This is a genomic window from Brevibacterium picturae, from assembly GCF_030453725.1.
Taxonomy (GTDB): Bacteria; Actinomycetota; Actinomycetes; order Actinomycetales; family Brevibacteriaceae; genus Brevibacterium; species Brevibacterium sandarakinum_A.
Genome location: NZ_JAKDJU010000056.1, coordinates 1 through 18,718 on the forward strand (window position 1 = coordinate 1; position 18,718 = coordinate 18,718).

Consider the following 18,718-nt stretch of genomic DNA (forward strand, 5'->3'; position numbering starts at 1 on the left):
CGGGACGCCGGCCCCCTTGCGGGGACGACGCTTCGACGAGGTTGCTTTGGCGCCGTAGCCGACCAGGGTGGCGCCACCATCGGCATCGCCTCCGCCCTCGGTCGAGGCCTGCGCGTCTCCTGCCGCAGGCGCAGAGGCTCCAGCGGTCTCGGAGCTGCCGGCGGAATCGCCGCCGCCGAAGCGGATGATCGGTGTTCCGACCTCGATGGTCTGGCCCTCATCGACCAGCAGGGCGTCGACGAGTCCGGCCTGCGGGCTCGGGAGCTCGACCAGGGATTTGGCCGTTTCGATCTCGACGAGGATCTGGTTGACGGTGATGGTGTCGCCCGGGGCGACCTTCCATGACACGATATCGGCCTCGGTCAGGCCCTCACCGACGTCAGGAAGAGGAAATTCGAAAGACATATCAGCTCTCCTTGAATCAGTAGGCCAGTGCCCGGTCGACACCGTCGAAGATGCGATCCAGGTCGGGCAGGTAGTGCTCTTCCATCCGCGAGCCGGGGTAGGGCGTGTGATAGCCGCCGACTCGGATGACGGGAGCCTCGAGGTTGAAGAAGCAACGCTCGGACAGGCGTGCCGCGATCTCGGAGCCCAGGCCCAGGAAGGTCGGCGCCTCGTGGGTGATCACCAGTCGGCCGGTCTTCTTCACCGACTTCTCAAGGGTCGTGAAGTCGATCGGGCTGAGGCTGCGCAGGTCGATGAGTTCGACGCTCTTACCCTCTTCGGCCGCGGCGGTGACGACGTCCTTGGCTGTCGGCATCAGTGGGCCATAGGCCACCAGTGTGACATCGGTGCCTTCGGAGACCACCTGGGCGTCGTGCATTCCCAGACTTCCCCGCTCGGAGGTGTCGACGTCGCCGCGCAGCCAGTAGCGGCGCTTGGGCTCGAAGAACATCACCGGATCGTCGCTCTTGATCGCTTCCTGCATCATCCAGTAGGCGTCATGGGCGTTCGACGGTGAGACCAGGCGCAGCCCGGCGTGATGGGCGAAGACGGTCTCCGGGCTCTCCGAGTGGTGCTCCGGTGAGCCGATGCCGCCGCCGTAGGGCACGCGGATGACGATCGGAACTCGCTCCTTGCCCAGAGTGCGGTTGTAGAGCTTGGCCAGCTGGGTCACGATCTGGTCGTAGGCGGGGAAGATGAAGGCGTCGAACTGGATCTCGATGACCGGGCGGTAGCCGCGGATGGCCATGCCGATCGAGGTTCCGACCATGCCGGATTCGGCCAGTGGCGAGTCGATGACCCGCTGCGGACCGAAGTCCTTCTGCAGGCCTTCGGTGACGCGGAAGACGCCGCCGAGTTTGCCGATGTCCTCACCGATGAGGACGACCTTCGGGTCGTCCTCCATGGCTTTGCGCATTCCGGCCGTGAGGGCCTTTGACAGGGGAAGTTTCTCCATCAGGCCTCACCTGCATCGGCGAATGAGGCCTGGTATGCGAGGAAATCCGCACGTTCCTCATCGACGAGGGGGTGAGGTTCGGAGGTGACATGGGCGAACATCTCGACGGGGTCGGGATCTTCCATGGTCATGCAGTTGTGGCGGATGCGTGCGGCGAGGGTATCGGCCTCGGCGTCCACCTCGGCGAAGAATTCCTCACCGGTGTCGGTGTGGTTGTCGAGGTAGGCCCGAAGTCGCTTGAGCGGATCGCGGTCCTCCCAGATCTCCTCTTCGGCGGCATCGCGGTACTTCGTCGGGTCATCGGCCGTGGTGTGGGCACCACGACGGTAGGTGAAGGCTTCGATGAGCATCGGGCCGTTGCCGGCGCGGACCGAGTCCAGGCTGGCCCGGGCCACGGCGTACATCGCGATGATGTCGTTGCCGTCGACGCGGAGGCCGGGAACGCCGAATCCTTCGCCGCGCTTGCACAGTGGTGCCGCGGACTGGACGTGGGTGGGTTCGGAGATGGCCCACTGGTTGTTCTGGCAGAAGAACAGCACGGGTGCGTGGAATGCTCCGGCGAAGGTCAGCGCCTCGGAGACATCGCCCTGTGAAGTGGCTCCGTCGCCGAAGCAGGCGATGGCCGCAGTGTCGCGTTCGATGTCACCGGTGCCGACGTCGCCGTCCATGGACACGCCCATGGCGTAGCCGGTGGCGTGCAGGGTCTGCGATCCGATGACGATGGTGTACGTGTGGAACCGGTGTTCCTGGGGGTCCCAGCCGCCGTGGTCCTGGCCGCGGAACATGCCGAGGAGGGTTTCGGGTTCGACGCCGCGTGTGTAGGCGAGGCCGTGTTCGCGGTAGGTGGGGAAGACGAAGTCCTGGGGGCGGGCTGCCCGTCCCATTCCGATCTGGGCTGCTTCCTGACCGAACATCGGCGCCCACAGGCCGAGCTGTCCTTGGCGCTGCAGGGCTGCGCCCTCAGCATCGATGCGACGCACCAGGACCATGTCCCGGTAGAAGCCGCGCAGATCCTCATCGGTGAGTTCTGCCGCGAAGGCGTCATATTCACCGGATTCGACGCGATTGCCGTCTTCGGTGAGCATCTGGATCATTCGAGGTTCCGATGACTGACTGTGGGCAGTCCCGGTTCCCACTGAAATGTTGGAGGTCATTCCAGTTCTCCTTTGTTCAAGGTCCAATCGCACCGGAGGTGACCAGTGGTGGACGGTGTTCTTCGAGCGAGGCCTCTGGTGTGAGATCTCGCCCTCGAGTGATGTGATTCACAGGTGATACCACGATACCGAATCCACCGACTGCATGCCACATCGGCAGCGTGCGTCGAGCGCCAATTGTTATGGTCGGGTTCAGCCTAGGAGGCGACTACCGCGCGTGTGGTTCACGTCCAAAGGCGTCCATGCCGAATTGTCGATGGTCGCCGAGTTGGTCCAACGTCCGACAAATGCACGTCCGAGCAGTTCACAGCTCCACCTCGCCGAGGTTGGGCTCGGGTTTCTCCCGCATGCTTCGCTGCCGTCGACCTCGGATTTCGCCGAGGCTGCCCTGGCTCTTGGCCACGGTCATGTCCGTTTGCGTTTTCCCTGGTAGTCCCTCGTTTCCTTGAGATCACCGGTGAAGAATCCCGAGTTCTTCGCGGTGAATCGGTTGAGGCCGGCATGGCCGGCGCCGAGCATCAGCCCGATCGAGGCCGTGTAGGCGGCCGAGGAGTGTGCGGCTCCGGCGGAGGAGAACAGTTCGTCGAGCTCCGCATCTGTTCTGTTCTTCAGGTTCGGGGCATGGCGCAGCTGGTCGGGATCGTAGTCGACGGTGATCGTCGACCAGTGGTCCTCGGCCGGGTTCTCATTGCCGTCGAGGTCGGGCACCAGATCCTGCTCGTGCTCGATCGAGAGGACGTCGATGTCCTCATCAACCGGGAAGTCTGAGATCGGGGCGCCCACGGTGACGAGCGCGGAGACATTCACATCGGCCAAGAACGCCGGATCGGCGGCAAGCGTTCCGGCGGTGATCCCTCCCTGCGAATAGCCGACCAGCATGACCTCGGCATCCGAGCCGATATTCGCATCGGCGATGGCCTGCCGGACCATCTCCTGCATCACGGTGTCGTTGCCGGCCATGGCCTGCACATTCGTCGTCATATCGGTGGTGTTCTCACCCGGCTCGGGCGACCAATCGGTCGTCGCGGGAATGTAGACGATGTAGCGGGTGGTGCCGTCAGCGGCCGTGATCTCCTCGATCCTCACCTGCCCGGAGTCGGTGCCGCGGTGGACGTCGGCCTCTCTGCTGTAGAGGTCCCCGATATCACGCGGCGGCTCGTCATGGGCCTCAGTGATGCCCTCGGCCTTCCACACCTCCACATCTGATGGCAGGAGCAGCCCGAACATGTTTGCGCCACCCAGGATCCATGCCGTCATCGATGACGAGTCATGCGGCCACAGCGCATGGTCACCGTCGGCGGCCAGCACAGTCGGCGGCAGTCCCATGAAGCCGACGACGATTCCCGGCAGCACGTGTTCGATGATGGCCCCGGAGGCATCGGAGTTCTCGAACACGAGGGCGACGAAGGCCTCTTTGGCCGCTGCCTTCGACTGGGCCAGGTCGATGCCGAAGTGCTTGGCCACGGCATCATCGAGGCCTGTGGCGTCGAGGAACGTCAGTCCCACGTAGATCGGGACCCCGACGGCGATGCCGATCGGGATGAGCACGGGCAGGGTGATGGCGATGACGCGGCCGGTGACGTATCCGAGGCAGTCGAGGAGTCCGCCGAAGGTGTCGCTGATGCCCTTCTCCGCCTGTCTGTACGCGATTGCCGCAGCCCTGACGGCGAGGACGGTGGCTTCGAGCTCGATGAGCACGCGTGCCGACTGGTGGAGGTAGACGATCCGAGCGGCATCGAGATTGATCGCCGTCAGCGGAGCGGGGACCTGAGTCAGGAGCGTCGCCAGATCGAAGTCGGCACGCGATCCTTCGGCGGACAGATCACCGATGGATGCGCAGATGCGCTGAAGCTCGTCACCGCTGGAGTCTGCGCGGTCGTCGATCGTCAGCTGCGGACCGCCGGCAGTTCGAGTCGCGATCATGATCGGTGCCCGGTCGTCGACGATCGCTGCGCTCCCGGAGGTCGTTGCGCTCCCGGAGATCGCTGCGCTTCCGGAGGTCGCTGGGGTGGCGGAGGCTGCCGCGTCACCGGAGGCTGCTGAGCCTCAGTTGTCCGAAGCCGAGTCAGGACCGTCGCAAGCAGGATCCGCACCGCATTGCTCTCGAGGTTCTGCTCGGATCCCACGGTGATCGTCTCGCCGTCGCGCTCCAGTGTCGGTCGGGCCCAGGTTCCGTCCACTCTGTGCAGGAACTCCATTCCGGCGACTTTGGCCTCGTCGAGGTAGGTCAGAGTGAGCACGCAGTCCTTGTCGACCAGAGCGCACAGCTCCTCGGTGATCTGCGCGAGATCCTGAGGTCTCAGGCGCCTGAGGAGTTCGAACCCCGCGAACTCGGCGAAGCCCTCACCGCGGAGCACCAAGATGGCCAGGCAGATGTCTTCGCACAGGGACACCTCGAGGTGGGCGATCTCGTCCCCGGAGCTGATGACGAGGGTGATCCGAGAGCGGGTGAGATTGAGCTCGGCGGCGAAACCGGTCAGCCAGGCCGTGAGCACATCGAACCCACGCCGGGAGTCCCTGCTCGAGGGCTCCCCCAGCATCAGCGTTTCCGTGATTCCCTTCCCGGCGACCGGGCCTGCCTCCGGTGCCTCGTCCCCCACCGAGGCAGCCCCAGTTCCTTCCCACACCGAGGCGGTCCCGACAGCGTCCGCACGGGGCATCAGTTCGTGTGGCCACAGCGTTCTCAGCCGTTCGGGAAGCCTCATGATTCGTGCGATGTCGACGGCGAACCAGCTGCTCCCCGGCCCCGCTTTCCCGGTGGCGGTCATATCTGGATCCTGCCTCCCACCGAGACGACCTGGAGATGCAGGTCGTAGGCTTCGGCGAGCTTGTCGGCCCTCTCCGCGAGGGTGATGATCGAATCCGCACACGTCAGCACACGATCGCCGAGCATCCGACCGGCTGGGGAGTCCCATGCCTCGACCTGCCGACAGCTCTGCGCCAGGCTGCGCAATTCGTCTGCTCGCCGCCTCCACCCGTCCCGGTTGAGTGCCAGCTCATCGGTGATCACTGTCATCCTCCTGTACAAATCCGTCCCGGGTCCGGTTCAGTCTTCACCGTACGAATCGGCACCTGTCACCGAAAGCGCCCGCGATCGCACTGTGGAAACACCGTGACGCTCCACAGGGTTTCCACGTCATAGTCACGGCGGCCTCCACAGCCGCGAGACCACGAGTCTCACCTTCCCCGCAGTCGCGGCTTCGACCGCCTGCCGGTCGGTTCCGCGTCCGTGCCCGGCTCATGAGAAAATGGGGGCATGCCGACCGTTTCGCTTGCTGACATCTCGCCCGCCATTGCTCTCGGACCACTCGATGGTCGTTACCGCAAAGACACCGCTGACCTCGTCGATCACCTCTCCGAGGCGGCCCTGAACCGCAACCGGATCACGGTGGAGGTCGAGTGGTTCATCCACCTGGCCCAGAACTCCGTGATCGACGGCGTGCGCCGTCTCACCGAGGACGAGATCAGCGGCCTGCGCACCTTCGCCGAGAACTTCGACGCCGAGACGATCGCCACACTCGCAGCCCACGAAGCGGTGACGGTTCACGACGTCAAGGCCGTTGAGTACACAATCAAAGAAGCACTAGTCGAACTCGGCGCCGACGATCTCAGTGAACTCGTCCACTTCTGCTGCACCTCCGAAGACATCAACAATCTGTCCTGGGCGCTGGGCATCAAGGGCGCCACCGTCGATGTGTGGCTGCCCCGCGCGAAGGCACTCATCGACTCATTGGCCGACACCGCCTCGGCGCTGGCGGAGGTCCCGATGCTCTCCCACACCCACGGCCAGCCGGCGACGCCGACGACCATGGGCAAGGAGCTCGCCGTGTTCGTCCACCGCCTGCGCCGTCAGTTCGAACGCATCGAGGCAAGCGAATTCCTCGGCAAGATCAACGGTGCGACCGGCACGTACTCGGCCCACCTGGCCGCCGTGCCCGGCGCCGACTGGCCGAAGCTGGCCAAGACCTTCGTCGAGGGCAGCCTGGGTCTGACGTTCAATCCCCTGACCACTCAGATCGAATCCCACGACTGGGATGCCGAGCTCTTCGCAGACATCGCACGGTTCAACCGCATCGCCCACAATCTGGCGACGGACATGTGGACCTACATCTCGATGAGCTACTTCAAGCAGATCCCCGTCGCCGGGTCGACCGGGTCCTCGACGATGCCGCACAAGGTCAATCCGATCCGCTTCGAAAACGCCGAGGCCAACCTCGAGCTCTCGTGCGCACTGCTCGACTCGCTCGCCTCAACCCTGGTGACCTCCCGGATGCAGCGCGACCTCACGGACTCGACCTCGCAGCGCAACATCGGCGTCGCATACGGTCACTCGGTGCTCGCACTGAACAACCTGGTCAAGGGCTTGGAACGGCTCGCGATCAACGAAGAGGCCCTGACCGCCGACCTCGACTCCAATTGGGAGGTCCTGGGCGAGGCGATCCAGTCGGTCATGCGCGCCGCCGGACTGCAGGGTGTGCCCGGCATGGACAACCCCTACGAAACGCTCAAGGAACTCACGCGCGGCAAGCGCATCGATCAGGCCGACCTGCAGAGCTTCGTCGCCGGCCTCGGACTGCCCGAGGCCGAGACCCAGCTGCTCAAGACCCTGACTCCTGCCACCTACATCGGCGTCGCCGCTCAGCTGGCCGAATCAGAGGTCGCCGACTGGAAGGCTCGCACACAGGGCTGATCGCGGCGCACGGAACCCACTGTTACTGAACAGTAGATAATTTGCTGAATCGCCACTAACCTTGTGCTCATGACGAGCACAATGATGAGTTCCGTGCGCATTCCGGTCACCGATGGCACCCACAGCGCTGCCAACGGCTCCGGGCGCTGGGCAGCGGGCGAAACCGAGGCGCACAGTCACGTTGTCGCCACTGTGCTGATGCCGCGGGAAACCCCGACCGGGTTCCTCACGGTCCATCCCGCCACGGCGACGCCGGCCCGCTTCTACACGAGGTTCGCCGAATACGCCGTTCGCCGTGGGCTGGCTGTGCTCACCTACGATGTGCGAGGTGTCGCCGCATCGGGTCCGGCACGCGAGCACACACAGCTGCGGATGCGCGACTGGATGCAGCAGGACGCAGGTGCGGCCGCGGCCTGGGCCAGGAGCGAATTTCCTGAGCTGCCGAAGCTCGCACTCGGGCACAGCCTCGGCGGCCATGCCCTGCTGCTGGGCAACGCCACCGAGGACCTGCACGGAATCGCCACCGTGGGCACGGCACGAGCGGCGCTGCGCGACATCAACCCCCTGTCCGAACGATTCCGGGTCGGTCTCATCCTCCGAACGCTCGGCCCCCTGATCAGTCCGCTCGTCGGCTACGCACCCGGCAAACGTCTCGGACTCGGCGAGGACATCCCGACTGCGGCCATGCTCGAGTGGGGCCGGTGGGTGCGCATGTCAGAGTACTTCTTCGACGATCCCAGCCTGGGAGCCACCGCTCGAATGGCCCGCTTGCGCACGCCCGTGCTCGCGATCGGAGCCAGCGACGACAACTGGGCCTCACCGGCGCAGATCGACGCACTCGTCGACCATGTCCGCCTCGCCGAGGTGGATCGCCGCACCTTCACACCTGAAGAACTCGGAGTCGACCGCATCGGCCATCACGGCCTGCTGCGACGCCCGATCGCCGAGAGCGCCTGGCCGGAGATCGTCTCCTGGCTGCTGGCGCGACTACCCCAGAACTGAGCTCACGCCGGGACCGCCGAGCCGGCGCGGGCCGCTCACCCCGGGACCGCCGAGCCGGCGCGGGCCGCTCACACCGGGACCAGGTCCGTCACCCCGGTACCAGGTCCGTCAGGCCGGGACCAGGTCCTTGTCGCGATCGACCTCGGCCAGGGGCCTGCCCGCCATATTGCGGGCCAGGAACAGGGTCGGGATGCCGGCCACCACGACGATGACAGTCGCATAGATCGCCGGTGCCAGGGTGAGACCGGTCGAGCTCATCAGAGCGGTCGCGATCAGCGGCGAGAGTCCGCCGAAGAGGACTGTGGCCACGTTGTAGCCGATCGCCATTCCGGAGAAGCGGCTGGTGCCGGTGAACTGTTCGGGAACCATGGCCGCTGCCACGGAACTCCAGCCGGCGGCCGGTACGGCGAGGAACGCGACGCCCAAGACAGCGACCCCGGTGTTCCCACCCGCCAGCAGTGCGTATGCGGGAATGGTGGTGAGGATGAAGACGGCCATGAGCACGGCCAACGTCTTCTTCCGTCCGAACCGGTCCGAGGCGATGCCGAAGCACGGTGTGATGACGATCGCGACGACGGCCGCGATGGTGCCCAGTGCCAGAGAGCCGGAGTTCTTCACGTCCGAGACCTCTTCGATGTAGGTCGGCACGTAGGTGATGTTGAGGAAGTAACTGACCGAACCGATCGACGAGATGAGGAACGCGACGAGGATCGCGCGGGGCTGCTGGATGAAGGCGATGAGCAGCGGGGAACGACGATGCTTGACTGCCGGTTTCTTCTTCTCCGCCTGCTGCAGGCGCTTGAACGTGTCGGTCTCCTCCATCATTCGACGCAGCGGGATCATCAGGGCGGCGAGCAGGGCACCGAGGACGAACAGCAGCCGCCATCCCCAGGAGCTCATCGCCTCAGCAGACAGCGTGGCAGCCAGGAATGCGCCGGAGCCGACCGCGAGCAGGGCTCCGACCTCACTGTTGGCAGCGGCCCAGCTGGCCGCGAGTCCGCGCCGCTTGCTGCCGGCGGATTCCATCAGGAAGACCATGATGCCCGTGTACTCGGCGCCGACGGAGAATCCGGACAGACACCGGAAGAAGACCATGCCGACACCCGCCCAGATGCCGATCGCCTCGTAGGTGGGCATGATCGCGATGCCGAGCATCGCGACGGCCATGAGCACGGCCGAGACGACCAGCGCGGATTTGCGGCCCACCCTGTCGCCGAGATGGCCGAAGACCATGGCACCCAGCGGCCGGAACAGGAATCCGGCGGCACCGACGCCCAAGGTGAGCAGCAGAGAATCGGTTCTATCGCCGAAGAATTCAGTGGTCAGGATGGTCGCGACGTAGAAGAAGATCGAGAAGTCGTACCATTCGACGACGGTTCCGAAGGCCGCGACCAGCATGGATCGCCGGCGCCCCTTCTCACGCTCAGGGTTGCTGATTGCTGCCGGGTCCGATTGGGCCTGCGGTTCGAAATCTGACATCGACGAATCCATTTCTTTGGACATGCTGCGGCCGTTGTTCCCGATCGCATCAGCCTGGGCTGCATCAGCCTGAGCGGAATCACCCCGGGGGCCGACCGACGGGAAGCTTCAACCCACCCTACTGCGGGTGAGACCCGATGCCCAGGTCAGACCGGATTTCGCTGCCGTGGGCTCACTTCGCACCCGTTCTGGAGTCCAGACCGAACAGGGAATCGGTGAACCGGTTTCCGAAGGTGGCCTGTGGGTCCAGCTGGCCACGCAGTGAGCAGAAGTCGTCGAAGCGCGGATAGAGTTCACGCAGGTCATCGGCACCCAGGCTGTGGATCTTGCCCCAGTGCGGGCGACCCCCATGGCGCCGGCAGATCTGTTCGACGACGCGGAAGTATTCGGCGAATTCGTCCTTCACGAACCGGTGCACGGCGATGTACATCGTCTCCCGCCCGTAGGCCGTCGACAGCGGAACGTCGTCGGCGGCGGCCGATCTGACTTCGATCGGGAATGAGATCGTCCACCCTCTCGACTCGATGGCATCTCGGATCTCACGGATCACCTCGGCGCCGGATGCCAGCGGAACCGCGTATTCCATCTCGTTGAACCGCACCCGCCGAGGTGTCACGAAGACGTCGTATCCCGGTGCCCGATACGTTCTGTCCGAGACTGCGGACTGGGCGATCCGATTGATGCGTGGGACCAGGCTGGGCACTGCCGAGCCGAGCTCGACTGCGAGCCGCAGGGCACCGTTCTCCACGACTTCCTTGTCGAGCAGGGTGAGGAAACGGTTGCGCACCCCAGCCTCGGCGAGGTGGCCCGGGCCGATCTCTCCGAGGCCGACACGGGTGTTCGTCTTGGTCAGTGCGGTGTCGGTGTGCGGGAACCAGTAGAACTCGAAATGATCGGCCGCTTGCATCCGCGGCCCGAGGTCAGCCAGCAGCTCGTCGACATCCGTCACGACCTCCTCGGCGATGAGGTCGAAGGCCGGCACACACTGCAGTTCGATCTCCGTGACGATGCCCAGCACGCCGAGGCCGACGCGGGCCAGGTCGAAGACCTCGGGATCGCTGATCGCCGACAGTCTGCGCACGGCCCCGTCGGGGCCCATGAGTGAGAGCCCGGTGACGGTTCCGGCGAATCCGGTGAAGCCGAGCCCGGTCCCGTGGGTGCTCGTCGAGATCGCCCCGGCGAGCGCCTGCGGGTTGACGTCGCCCTGATTGGCCAGGGCGAGCCCGAAGGGTGCGAGCAGGGCAGGGATGTCACGCAGCCGGGTGCCCGCGTGGAAGCGCACGCGGCCAGTCGCCTCATCGACGGTGATGATTCCGCTGAGGTGATCGAGGTTGATCATCACGTCGTCACCTGCGGCGATGGGGGTGAATGAGTGGCCGGCGCCCACGGCGCGGACCCGTTGGCCGGCGTTGGCGACCGATCGCAGGACCTCTCCCAACTCCCCCGCCGAGGTGGGCCTCACGAAGGTGTGCGGGTGGGCGTGGACATGGCCGGACCAGTTCCGGAACAGTCGTCGTGGTCCCGACATTGCGGTTCGGTTCACAGCACCCACCCTTCCCCGCGATAGGTCGACCAGGAGTCGATGACTTGCGAGCCGGAGACGACGAGGAATTCGTTGAAGTGCTCGGCGAGCTCACCGGCCTTCGCGTGCCGGAACCAGACCAGGTCGCCGATGCGCAGGTCCTCGCTGCCTGGGCCGGTGAGCGGAGTCTGGACCTCACCGGCGCCTTCGAGGCCGGAGTATTCGAGCCCGGGTGGCCAGGCGATCGTCGGGACCCGGTCGGCTCCAGGCACGCCCGAGGCGATGAATCCGCCCTTGAACACGGTGACCCAGCCGGGCCCGGGCCGGCGCACCACCGGGGTGACGAAGTAGGCGGCGGGCTCGTGACGGAACTTCGTGTAGCCGTCGAAGAGCCCCGGGGAGAAGAGCCCGGAGCCGGCGGCCAGTTCCGTCAGTGTGCCTTCGACGGCGCTGGATTCGAAAGACCCGGTGCCGCCGCCGTTGACGAATTCGAGCTCGGTCAGCTCACGCACCGCGTCGATGATGTGCCTGCGCCGGACCCTCAGCTCCGCGATCGAGCGCTTCTGCATGGCGCGCACCACCGTCTGCTTCGCCGAGGTGCCGGCATCGGCGGTGCCGGCGACCTGGCCTTCATAGGACATCAGCCCGACGAGATCGACGCCGGGACGGGCGATGACGTGCTCGGCGAGTTCAACGGCCGAGGCAGGGTCCCTGATCGGCGAGCGCCTGGCTCCGATGTGGACCCGGCTGCCCAGGACCTCTTCGCCCAGACGATATGAGGCATCGATGTCGAGGCACACGCGCACCCCCGGCCCGGCACCATCTGCTGCTGTGTCCCTGTCGGCCCCCTCCGTGCTGCCGATGGACGCCACGACGCTGCGGGCGCTGTCGATGATGTCGAGGTGGGTGGGGCAGTCGATCATCAGGGTGATGTTCTCCGTCGCCCCCGCCTCGGCGAACAGCAGTTTCAGGCTGAGCCGGTCGACGGTGGGATAGCCGACGAGGATGTCGCGGATGCCGCGGGCATGCAGTGCCAGGGCCTCGGGCAGGGAGAAGGCGAGGACACCGGAATACCCGGGGTGGGCCAGCGCCCGGTCGATCGCGGCGGGGGTGCGCAGCGACTTCGAGGCGACCCTGATCGGCAGTCCCTGCGCACGCTTCGCCAATGCTGTGAGGTTCGCGTCGAACGCCTCGAGGTCGAGCACCGCCTGCGGCGCCTCGATCTCATGTACCGCGTGACGCAGTTCACGTGAAACCATAGAAGATACTGTAGCGTAAGTTAGTCGCCCTCCTGGCCGAAATCCACGCACATACCGACTACACGGAGTCATGATGAGCACGCACGTCACCAACACCGTCACTCCCTCTATGGACCTCTCCCAGGTCACGGACCGGCTGCGCGAATTCCTCGCTACGGATCCCTACACTGAAGCCTCGGGCAGCGGCGAGCGCCTCCACAACGCTGACCCGTTCACCGGTCTCGACCAGCCCCGCTTCACCGCAAACACCGCCGAGGACGTGGACCGGGCATACGCCTCCGCGCGCATCGCCGGCCGCACGTGGGCGTCCCGGTCGCCCGAGCATCGTGCCAAGGTGCTGCTGCGCCTGCACTCGGCGCTGCGCAGGCATGAGGATCTCCTCCTCGACATCATCCAGCACGAGACCGGCAAGGCCCGCATCCACGCCTATGACGAGATCCTCGACACCTACAATGTGTGCCGTCATTACGGTGTCACCACGCCGGCGCGCCTGCGCCCGCAGCGGCGTCGCGGTGCCGTTCCCGGCCTGACCCGCACCGAGGTCACACGCACTCCCCTCGGCGTCGTCGGGTTCATCACGCCCTGGAACTATCCGCTCACTCTGGGCGCGACCGACCTGTTCGCGGCCCTGGCCGCCGGCAATGCCGTCGTGCACAAGCCGGACAGTCAGACGACTCTGACGGCGATCATCATGCGCCGGCTCGCCATCGCCTGCGGCCTGCCCGCCGAGGTGTGGCAGCTGGTGCCCGGCCCCAGCGGACAGCTCGGCCCTGCCCTCATCGCCGGGGCCGACGGGCTCTCCTTCACCGGGTCCACGGCCGCCGGACGTTCGATCGCCGCCGAGGCGGGTCGACGTCTCCTTCCCACCGCCCTGGAGCTGGGCGGGAAGAATCCGATGCTCGTCCTCTCCGATGCCGATCTCCCTTCGGCCGTGGACGGGGCGATCCGCGGGTGCTTCTCCTCGGCGGGGCAGCTGTGCCTGTCGTTCGAGCGCATCTACGTCCACGAGGACCTGTACCCCGAGTTCTGCGCCCACTTCGCCGAGGCGACCCGGAACCTCGAGCTCAGCGCCGACTATTCCTACGGCCCCGGGATGGGGTCTCTGGCCGGGCCCAAGCAGTTCGCCCGGGTCAGCGAGCACGTCGAGCAGGCACGGGCCAACGGGGCTCAGGTCATCGCCGGTGGCCGCCCGGTGCCGGAGCTGGGCCCGTACTTCTATCTGCCGACAGTGCTCACCGATGTCAGCGAGGCGGCCACTCTGTTCGCTGAGGAAACCTTCGGCCCTGTTGCTGCCGTGTATCCGGTGTCCTCCGACGCCGAGGCGATCGAGCGTGCCAATGCAAGCGAATACGGCCTCAACGCCAGCGTCTACTCCCGGTCCCATGGGGTCGAGACGGCTCGGCGGATCGAGGCGGGGATGGTCAACGTCAATGAGGCGTATGTGGCGGCGTGGGGCTCGATCGATGCACCGGCCGGCGGGGTCAAGGCCTCAGGTCTGGGCCACCGCCACGGCGTCGAGGGGCTCTACCAGTTCATGCACACGCACACTGTCGCCGAGCAGAACCTGGTCCCGATCGCACCGTTCGGCCCACTCGATCAGACACGGTTCGCCCGCACCTTGACCACGGCCTTCGACGTCATGCGTGCCCTGCGGATGAAGTGAGGTTCTTGCTCAGTTGAGCGCTGTGAAGAATTTCTTCGCCACCGGCACGGCCGCCTCGGCGCCGAATCCTCCATCCTCGACGAGGACGGCCACGGCCACGTCGCCCTGGTAGCCGGCGAACCAGGAGTGGGTGCGCGGTGGGGTCTCGCCACCGTATTCGGCGGTGCCGGTCTTTCCGTGGACCGGTTTGCCGGGAACGTCCTGCAGCGCGCCGGCGGTGCCCTTGGTCACGGCGCGGCGCATGAGCTTCTGCATCGCCTTCGCGGCTTCGGCGTCAAGGACCTGTTCTCGATCGTCCGCGCGTTGGTCGGGGAGGACGAGGAGTGGACTGACGGTGTCGCCGTCGGCCACCGAAGCGGCCATCGCTGCCACCGCCAGCGGGCTCGCCACGACCTTGCCCTGACCGATCATCTGTGCCGCATGGTTGACGGGATCGTCGTCATGGGGAACGGCGGCCATCTTCGAACCGGCTCCCAGATCGATGTCGTCCATTCCCAGGTTCGATGCCGCATTCGCCACCTCGGAGGCCGAGACCTTCTTCGCGGCGTCGACGAATGCGGTGTTGCATGATTCGGCGAAGTCGTCTGCGAAGGCGACATCGCCCATGACATGGTCCTCGGCATTCTTGAAGGTCTTTCCGTCGACGGTCGTGGTCTTCGGACAGCCCAGTGTCGTCTTCGCCGTCATTCCCGATTCCAGCAGCGCCACTCCTGAGGCGATCTTGAATACCGATCCGGGAGCGTACTGCCCGGTCAGCGCCCGATCCCAGGCCGCTCCATCGGGATCCTGATTGGCCACAGCCAGGACATGACCGTCGCTGGGGCGGATCGCTACGAGCGCAGTCGGCTTCTTGCCTGTTGCGGCCGCGGTGTCGGCGGCCTCCTGCACGGCGACGTTGAGCGTCGTCGTGATGTCTTCGCCGTCCCGCTTCGGAAATTCGTGGACGAGGACGGGCTCGGAGTCGTCGGCAGCGGCGGCAGTGCCGGACTCACCGTCGGAGTCGGTGCCGGGCTCAGCGTCGGCGATGAAGATCTCTTCGTTGGCTGGTCCGGTCAGCTGCTCGTTGAAGGCCTTCTGCAGTCCGCTCTTGCCGACGACGGACTCACCGGTGAGCTTTCCATCGGAGGCCTCGACCTCCTCAGCATCGGCGGCTCCGGCGGTTCCCAGTGTTGCTGCCGCAAAGTCCCTCGTGATGCTCAGCGGTTGTGTGCGAGTCTTGAACACGGTTCCGGGCAGGGAGTGGATGGAGTCCTTGACCGCGGAGTAGTCGCTCTCACGCAGCGTGATGACGGGAACGAACTGATCTGGATCGGCGGCGTCGATGCGCTCCTGCAGCGATGTGAGGTCGATGTCGAGTTCGTCTTCGAGCGTGGTGAGAGTGGTCTCAGCGTTCTCGCCGCCCGCGTCCTCGGCCTCGCCGGCTGTGCCCTCGCCCGCCGCGCCCTCGCCGTCGTCGAGTTTGGCCGGGTGGATACCCACGTCGATGACGGTGCCCTCCGCCATCAGCTCCTCATCGTCTTCGCCGAGGATCGAGCCCCGCTTCCCCGGGTCCTTCTTCGACACCAGAACTCGCCCGTCGTCGAGATCGGGGTGGATCGACTGTGCGGTGAGGTCTGCCGACCACAGCAGACCCTTTCTGTGCAGTGGCAGCTGAGAGGAGTACTCCCAGACTTCATCGTCCTGGTTCGTCCATGTCCAGTTCAGCGTCGCGACCGCGCCATCATCGCGTTTCTTCGTGCCGTCGAGTTCGACGGAGCGCTTCTTCATGCTCTCATCGAGTGCCCCGAGCACCACGTCGTGCAGCTTCTTCGATGCACCTGTGTCCGACCAGGCGGTGGAGTCGATGGTTGAGCTGTTCAGGTCGGCAACGGCTTCGTCGGCGGCAGCCTCTGCACGCATCGGCAGGGAGAGGAAGGCGACGACCCCAGCGCCGGCCAACAGCACGACGACGATGGCGATGGCCAACCAGGTTCTGGGCTTTTTCGTCATGAATCAATCATGGGTGTAGTCCGCCGGGAAGTCCACTTGGGGGAAGGCGACTTGCCCGGTGAGGTGGGGATTGCTCGGGTGCTGTGGGGATTGCTCGGGTGCTGTGGGTCAGCTCGGGTGCTGTGGGGATGGGGCCCGGGTATCGAGGGGTGGTTCAGGCGTCTTCTGTGACGACAGTGTATTCGAGCACCGGCCGGCCGGCGGCTCCGTACCGGGGTCGGCGGGCGAGCATGCCTGCGTCGGCCATGGCCTCCAAGTACCGGCGTGCGGTCACTCGGGAGACACCGAGGCCAACGGCGACCTCGGCGGCGGACTGTCCGGGCTTGTCGCCGAGGACGGACTTCACTTCGGCCTGCACCGCATCGGGGACGCCCTTGGCGGTCGCGGTCACTGTGTGGGTGCGCAGCGCGGCGATCGCGGTGTCGACGTCGGTCTGGGTGACCTCGCCCTCGGTGCTGTCCCCGCCGAGGCTGTCGCGGAATGAGGAGTAGGCCTCGAGTTTGGATTTGAAGACGGGGAAGGTGAACGGTTTGATGATGTACTGGGCGACGCCGTAGGACAGCGCCTCCTGCACGATCTGCATGTCCCGGGCGGCGGTGACGGCGATGATGTCGACGTCGACGCGGTGGCCGCGGATGGCACGGCAGACCTGCAGTCCGTGCCCATCGGGGAGGTTCATGTCGAGGAGGACGAGGCTGATGCAGTCCGCGTTGAGACCGTAGATCTTTCCGGTCAGAGCAGCCATCGCCTGGGTGGCGTTCTTCGCCACACCGGCGAGGTGATAGCCGTCGATGCGATCGATGTACTTCGCATGGGCCCGGGCAGCGACTGCCTCGTCCTCAACCACGAGCACACCGATGCTCGACTCAGGCGTAGTTGTTTCTGACATGCCGCCAGTCTAACCAACGTCTTTGCGGGCCGGTCTTGGTTCGTGTTACAGCCTGGGCACATCCATGACGCAGGATTGGAACGCCGACGCGACTGTCCATCTCCATCCGACTGCTTGGCGTCGCGGGGTGATGTTTCGCTGCCACGGGCGACTCCCCTATCCACGGGTGCACATTTGGAGGGAACATACCGTCGATCTTCTGCGCCAATATCGACGGTATGTTCCCTCCAAATAGTTCAGAGCACGCAGCCTCAGGCGCGTTCGAAGATCGCGGCGATGCCCTGGCCGCCGCCGATGCACATGGTCTCGAGTCCGTAGCGGGCCTCGCGGCGCTCCATCTCGCGCAGCAGAGTCGCCAGGATCCGGCCGCCGGTCGCGCCGACGGGGTGGCCCAGGGAGATCCCGGAGCCGCTGACGTTGAGGCGGTCGAAGTCGGCCTTGCCGAAGTCCCATTCGCGGGTCACGGACAGCGCCTGGGCGGCGAAGGCCTCGTTGAGTTCGATGAGGTCGATGTCGGCCAGGCTCAGTCCGGCCTTCTCGAGCGCCTTCTTGGTAGCAGGGACGGGGCCGATGCCCATGGTCTTCGGCGGCACTCCGGCCACGGCCCAGCTGACCAGGCGGCCGAGCGGCTTGAGCCCCTGTGCTTCGGCGGCGGCGCGGGTGGTGACGATGCTCGCGGCAGCTCCGTCGTTCTGGCCCGAGGCGTTGCCGGCGGTGACGGTTGCCTGGTCATCGCCCTTACCGAGGATGGGACGCAGCTTGGCGAGCTTCTCGATGCTGGTGTCGGGACGGATGTGCTCATCGGCGACGATCTGCTGTTCGGCGACCTTGCGGGTGGCGGGGATCGTCACCGGCACGATCTCTTCGGCGAAGCGCCCGTCCTCGGCTGCTGCGGCCGCACGCTGGTGTGAGTTGAAGGCGAGTTCGTCCTGCTCTTCGCGGCCGATCGAGTATTCGCGGCGCAGGTTCTCTGCGGTCTCGAGCATTCCGCCTTCGACGGGATAGTTCTTTCCGCCCGGGGTGATCCTCCCGCGGCCCAGAGAGTCGGTGAATTCGGCGTTGCCGCCGCGGACTCCCCAGCGGATGGTGTCGTTGTAGAAGGGCGCGTGGGACATCGATTCGACACCCCCGGCGATGACGAAGTCTCCGTTGCCGGATCCGACCATCATGGCGGCGTCGATGACAGCCTGCAGTCCCGAACCGCAGCGACGGTCGACCTGGCGGCCGGGCACGGTGACGGGCAGGCCGGCGTCGAGCGCTGTGACACGGCCGATGGCGGGCGCCTCGGAGGTGGCATAGCCCTGCCCCAGGATGACGTCGGCGACGAGTTCGGGGTCGAGTCCGGTTCTGGCCATGAGTTCACGGACGACGGTGGCGGAGAGCTCGTGGGCGGGGATGTCGCGGAACTGTCCTCCGAACCCTCCGACCGCGGTGCGCAGCGGTTCACAAACGACGATGTCCTGGTCCATAGTTCCTCCACTTGATTTCGCTTCAGCCGATGATGATCAGCAGCCACCGGCTCGGCACTCCCGCACAGCCTAGGCCGGATCCGCTCGACAGCGGGGAAATGTTTCATTCATTGGGACGAAGAATCGCTGCTGCTCCGCACCATAGGCAGGTCATTCGCGGTCATCGTCGACGATATGGATCGGGCCCGTGGGCGGGTTGCCCG

15 protein-coding genes are annotated in these 18,718 nt (G+C 65.8%); 3 read left to right on the forward strand and 12 right to left on the reverse strand.

Annotated elements, in window-relative coordinates; genetic code table 11:
* From L0G76_RS07645 to L0G76_RS07670, 6 genes are all read right to left on the reverse strand, one after another.
* Nucleotides 1-405, reverse strand: a 405-nt coding sequence (locus L0G76_RS07645; protein ID WP_304356699.1) for a biotin/lipoyl-containing protein, incomplete at its 3' end; no start/stop codon positions are given.
* A gap of 16 nt (nt 406-421) precedes the next feature.
* Nucleotides 422-1,399 carry an alpha-ketoacid dehydrogenase subunit beta gene (locus L0G76_RS07650; RefSeq protein WP_304356700.1) on the reverse strand — a complete coding sequence of 326 codons (978 nt, stop codon included), beginning with the start codon at nt 1,397-1,399 and terminating at the stop codon, nt 422-424.
* Nucleotides 1,399-2,553 carry a pyruvate dehydrogenase (acetyl-transferring) E1 component subunit alpha gene (pdhA, locus tag L0G76_RS07655; protein ID WP_304356701.1) on the reverse strand — a complete coding sequence of 385 codons (1,155 nt, stop codon included), beginning with the start codon at nt 2,551-2,553 and terminating at the stop codon, nt 1,399-1,401. The genes L0G76_RS07650 and pdhA overlap by 1 nt, the downstream gene beginning before the upstream one ends.
* Before the next feature lie 405 nt (nt 2,554-2,958).
* Nucleotides 2,959-4,476 carry a hypothetical protein gene (locus tag L0G76_RS07660; protein ID WP_304356702.1) on the reverse strand — a complete coding sequence of 506 codons (1,518 nt, stop codon included), beginning with the start codon at nt 4,474-4,476 and terminating at the stop codon, nt 2,959-2,961.
* A complete protein-coding gene (locus L0G76_RS07665) occupies nt 4,473-5,321 on the reverse strand; it encodes a hypothetical protein (RefSeq protein ID WP_304356703.1) in 849 nt (282 codons plus the stop codon). The genes L0G76_RS07660 and L0G76_RS07665 overlap by 4 nt, the downstream gene beginning before the upstream one ends.
* Entirely contained in the window at nt 5,318-5,563 is a 246-nt protein-coding gene (locus tag L0G76_RS07670; RefSeq protein ID WP_304356704.1) for a hypothetical protein, read from the reverse strand. The genes L0G76_RS07665 and L0G76_RS07670 overlap by 4 nt, the downstream gene beginning before the upstream one ends.
* 246 nt (nt 5,564-5,809) lie before the next feature.
* On the opposite strand from L0G76_RS07670, the gene purB reads away from it, so the two are divergent.
* Together purB and L0G76_RS07680 are read left to right on the forward strand one after the other, a co-directional pair.
* Entirely contained in the window at nt 5,810-7,243 is a 1,434-nt protein-coding gene (gene purB / locus L0G76_RS07675) for an adenylosuccinate lyase (RefSeq protein WP_304356705.1), read from the forward strand.
* A 69-nt stretch (nt 7,244-7,312) separates the two neighbouring features.
* Nucleotides 7,313-8,245 (forward strand): alpha/beta hydrolase family protein, encoded by a 933-nt coding sequence (locus L0G76_RS07680; protein ID WP_304356706.1) that lies wholly within the window; start codon nt 7,313-7,315, stop codon nt 8,243-8,245.
* 108 nt (nt 8,246-8,353) lie between these two features.
* Here L0G76_RS07680 and L0G76_RS07685 read toward each other — a convergent pair whose 3' ends face one another.
* From L0G76_RS07685 to L0G76_RS07695, 3 genes are all read right to left on the reverse strand, one after another.
* Nucleotides 8,354-9,724 (reverse strand): MFS transporter, encoded by a 1,371-nt coding sequence (locus L0G76_RS07685; RefSeq protein WP_304356707.1) that lies wholly within the window; start codon nt 9,722-9,724, stop codon nt 8,354-8,356.
* A gap of 172 nt (nt 9,725-9,896) precedes the next feature.
* Nucleotides 9,897-11,267 (reverse strand): D-arabinono-1,4-lactone oxidase, encoded by a 1,371-nt coding sequence (locus tag L0G76_RS07690; RefSeq protein ID WP_304356708.1) that lies wholly within the window; start codon nt 11,265-11,267, stop codon nt 9,897-9,899.
* Nucleotides 11,264-12,505: an amino acid deaminase/aldolase gene (locus L0G76_RS07695; protein ID WP_304356709.1), complete on the reverse strand. Its 1,242-nt coding sequence runs from the start codon at nt 12,503-12,505 to the stop codon at nt 11,264-11,266. Before L0G76_RS07695 ends, L0G76_RS07690 begins: the two co-directional genes overlap by 4 nt.
* A 73-nt stretch (nt 12,506-12,578) precedes the next feature.
* Between L0G76_RS07695 and L0G76_RS07700 the strand changes: the two genes are divergently transcribed.
* Nucleotides 12,579-14,168: a succinic semialdehyde dehydrogenase gene (locus L0G76_RS07700; RefSeq protein WP_304356710.1), complete on the forward strand. Its 1,590-nt coding sequence runs from the start codon at nt 12,579-12,581 to the stop codon at nt 14,166-14,168.
* A gap of 9 nt (nt 14,169-14,177) precedes the next feature.
* Here L0G76_RS07700 and L0G76_RS07705 read toward each other — a convergent pair whose 3' ends face one another.
* From L0G76_RS07705 to L0G76_RS07715, 3 genes are all read right to left on the reverse strand, one after another.
* Nucleotides 14,178-16,157, reverse strand: coding sequence for a penicillin-binding transpeptidase domain-containing protein (locus tag L0G76_RS07705; RefSeq protein ID WP_304356711.1), 1,980 nt, complete (start codon nt 16,155-16,157; stop codon nt 14,178-14,180).
* 154 nt (nt 16,158-16,311) lie between these two features.
* Nucleotides 16,312-17,046, reverse strand: coding sequence for a response regulator (locus L0G76_RS07710; protein WP_304356712.1), 735 nt, complete (start codon nt 17,044-17,046; stop codon nt 16,312-16,314).
* A 251-nt stretch (nt 17,047-17,297) separates the two neighbouring features.
* Nucleotides 17,298-18,515 carry an acetyl-CoA C-acetyltransferase gene (locus tag L0G76_RS07715; protein WP_304356713.1) on the reverse strand — a complete coding sequence of 406 codons (1,218 nt, stop codon included), beginning with the start codon at nt 18,513-18,515 and terminating at the stop codon, nt 17,298-17,300.
* Nucleotides 18,516-18,718: the final 203 nt, after the last annotated feature.

Excerpts from the sequence above, each read along its gene's own strand:
- L0G76_RS07650 (WP_304356700.1), bottom strand. The coding sequence starts at position 1,399 with ATGGAGAAACTTCCCCTGTCAAAGGCCCTCACGGCCGGAATGCGCAAA.
- pdhA (WP_304356701.1), bottom strand. The coding sequence starts at position 2,553 with ATGACCTCCAACATTTCAGTGGGAACCGGGACTGCCCACAGTCAGTCA.
- L0G76_RS07660 (WP_304356702.1), bottom strand. The coding sequence starts at position 4,476 with ATGATCGCGACTCGAACTGCCGGCGGTCCGCAGCTGACGATCGACGAC.
- L0G76_RS07665 (WP_304356703.1), bottom strand. The coding sequence starts at position 5,321 with ATGACCGCCACCGGGAAAGCGGGGCCGGGGAGCAGCTGGTTCGCCGTC.
- purB (WP_304356705.1), top strand. The coding sequence starts at position 5,810 with ATGCCGACCGTTTCGCTTGCTGACATCTCGCCCGCCATTGCTCTCGGA.
- L0G76_RS07680 (WP_304356706.1), top strand. The coding sequence starts at position 7,313 with ATGACGAGCACAATGATGAGTTCCGTGCGCATTCCGGTCACCGATGGC.
- L0G76_RS07685 (WP_304356707.1), bottom strand. The coding sequence starts at position 9,724 with ATGTCAGATTTCGAACCGCAGGCCCAATCGGACCCGGCAGCAATCAGC.
- L0G76_RS07695 (WP_304356709.1), bottom strand. The coding sequence starts at position 12,505 with ATGGTTTCACGTGAACTGCGTCACGCGGTACATGAGATCGAGGCGCCG.
- L0G76_RS07700 (WP_304356710.1), top strand. The coding sequence starts at position 12,579 with ATGAGCACGCACGTCACCAACACCGTCACTCCCTCTATGGACCTCTCC.
- L0G76_RS07705 (WP_304356711.1), bottom strand. The coding sequence starts at position 16,157 with ATGACGAAAAAGCCCAGAACCTGGTTGGCCATCGCCATCGTCGTCGTG.
- L0G76_RS07710 (WP_304356712.1), bottom strand. The coding sequence starts at position 17,046 with ATGTCAGAAACAACTACGCCTGAGTCGAGCATCGGTGTGCTCGTGGTT.
- L0G76_RS07715 (WP_304356713.1), bottom strand. The coding sequence starts at position 18,515 with ATGGACCAGGACATCGTCGTTTGTGAACCGCTGCGCACCGCGGTCGGA.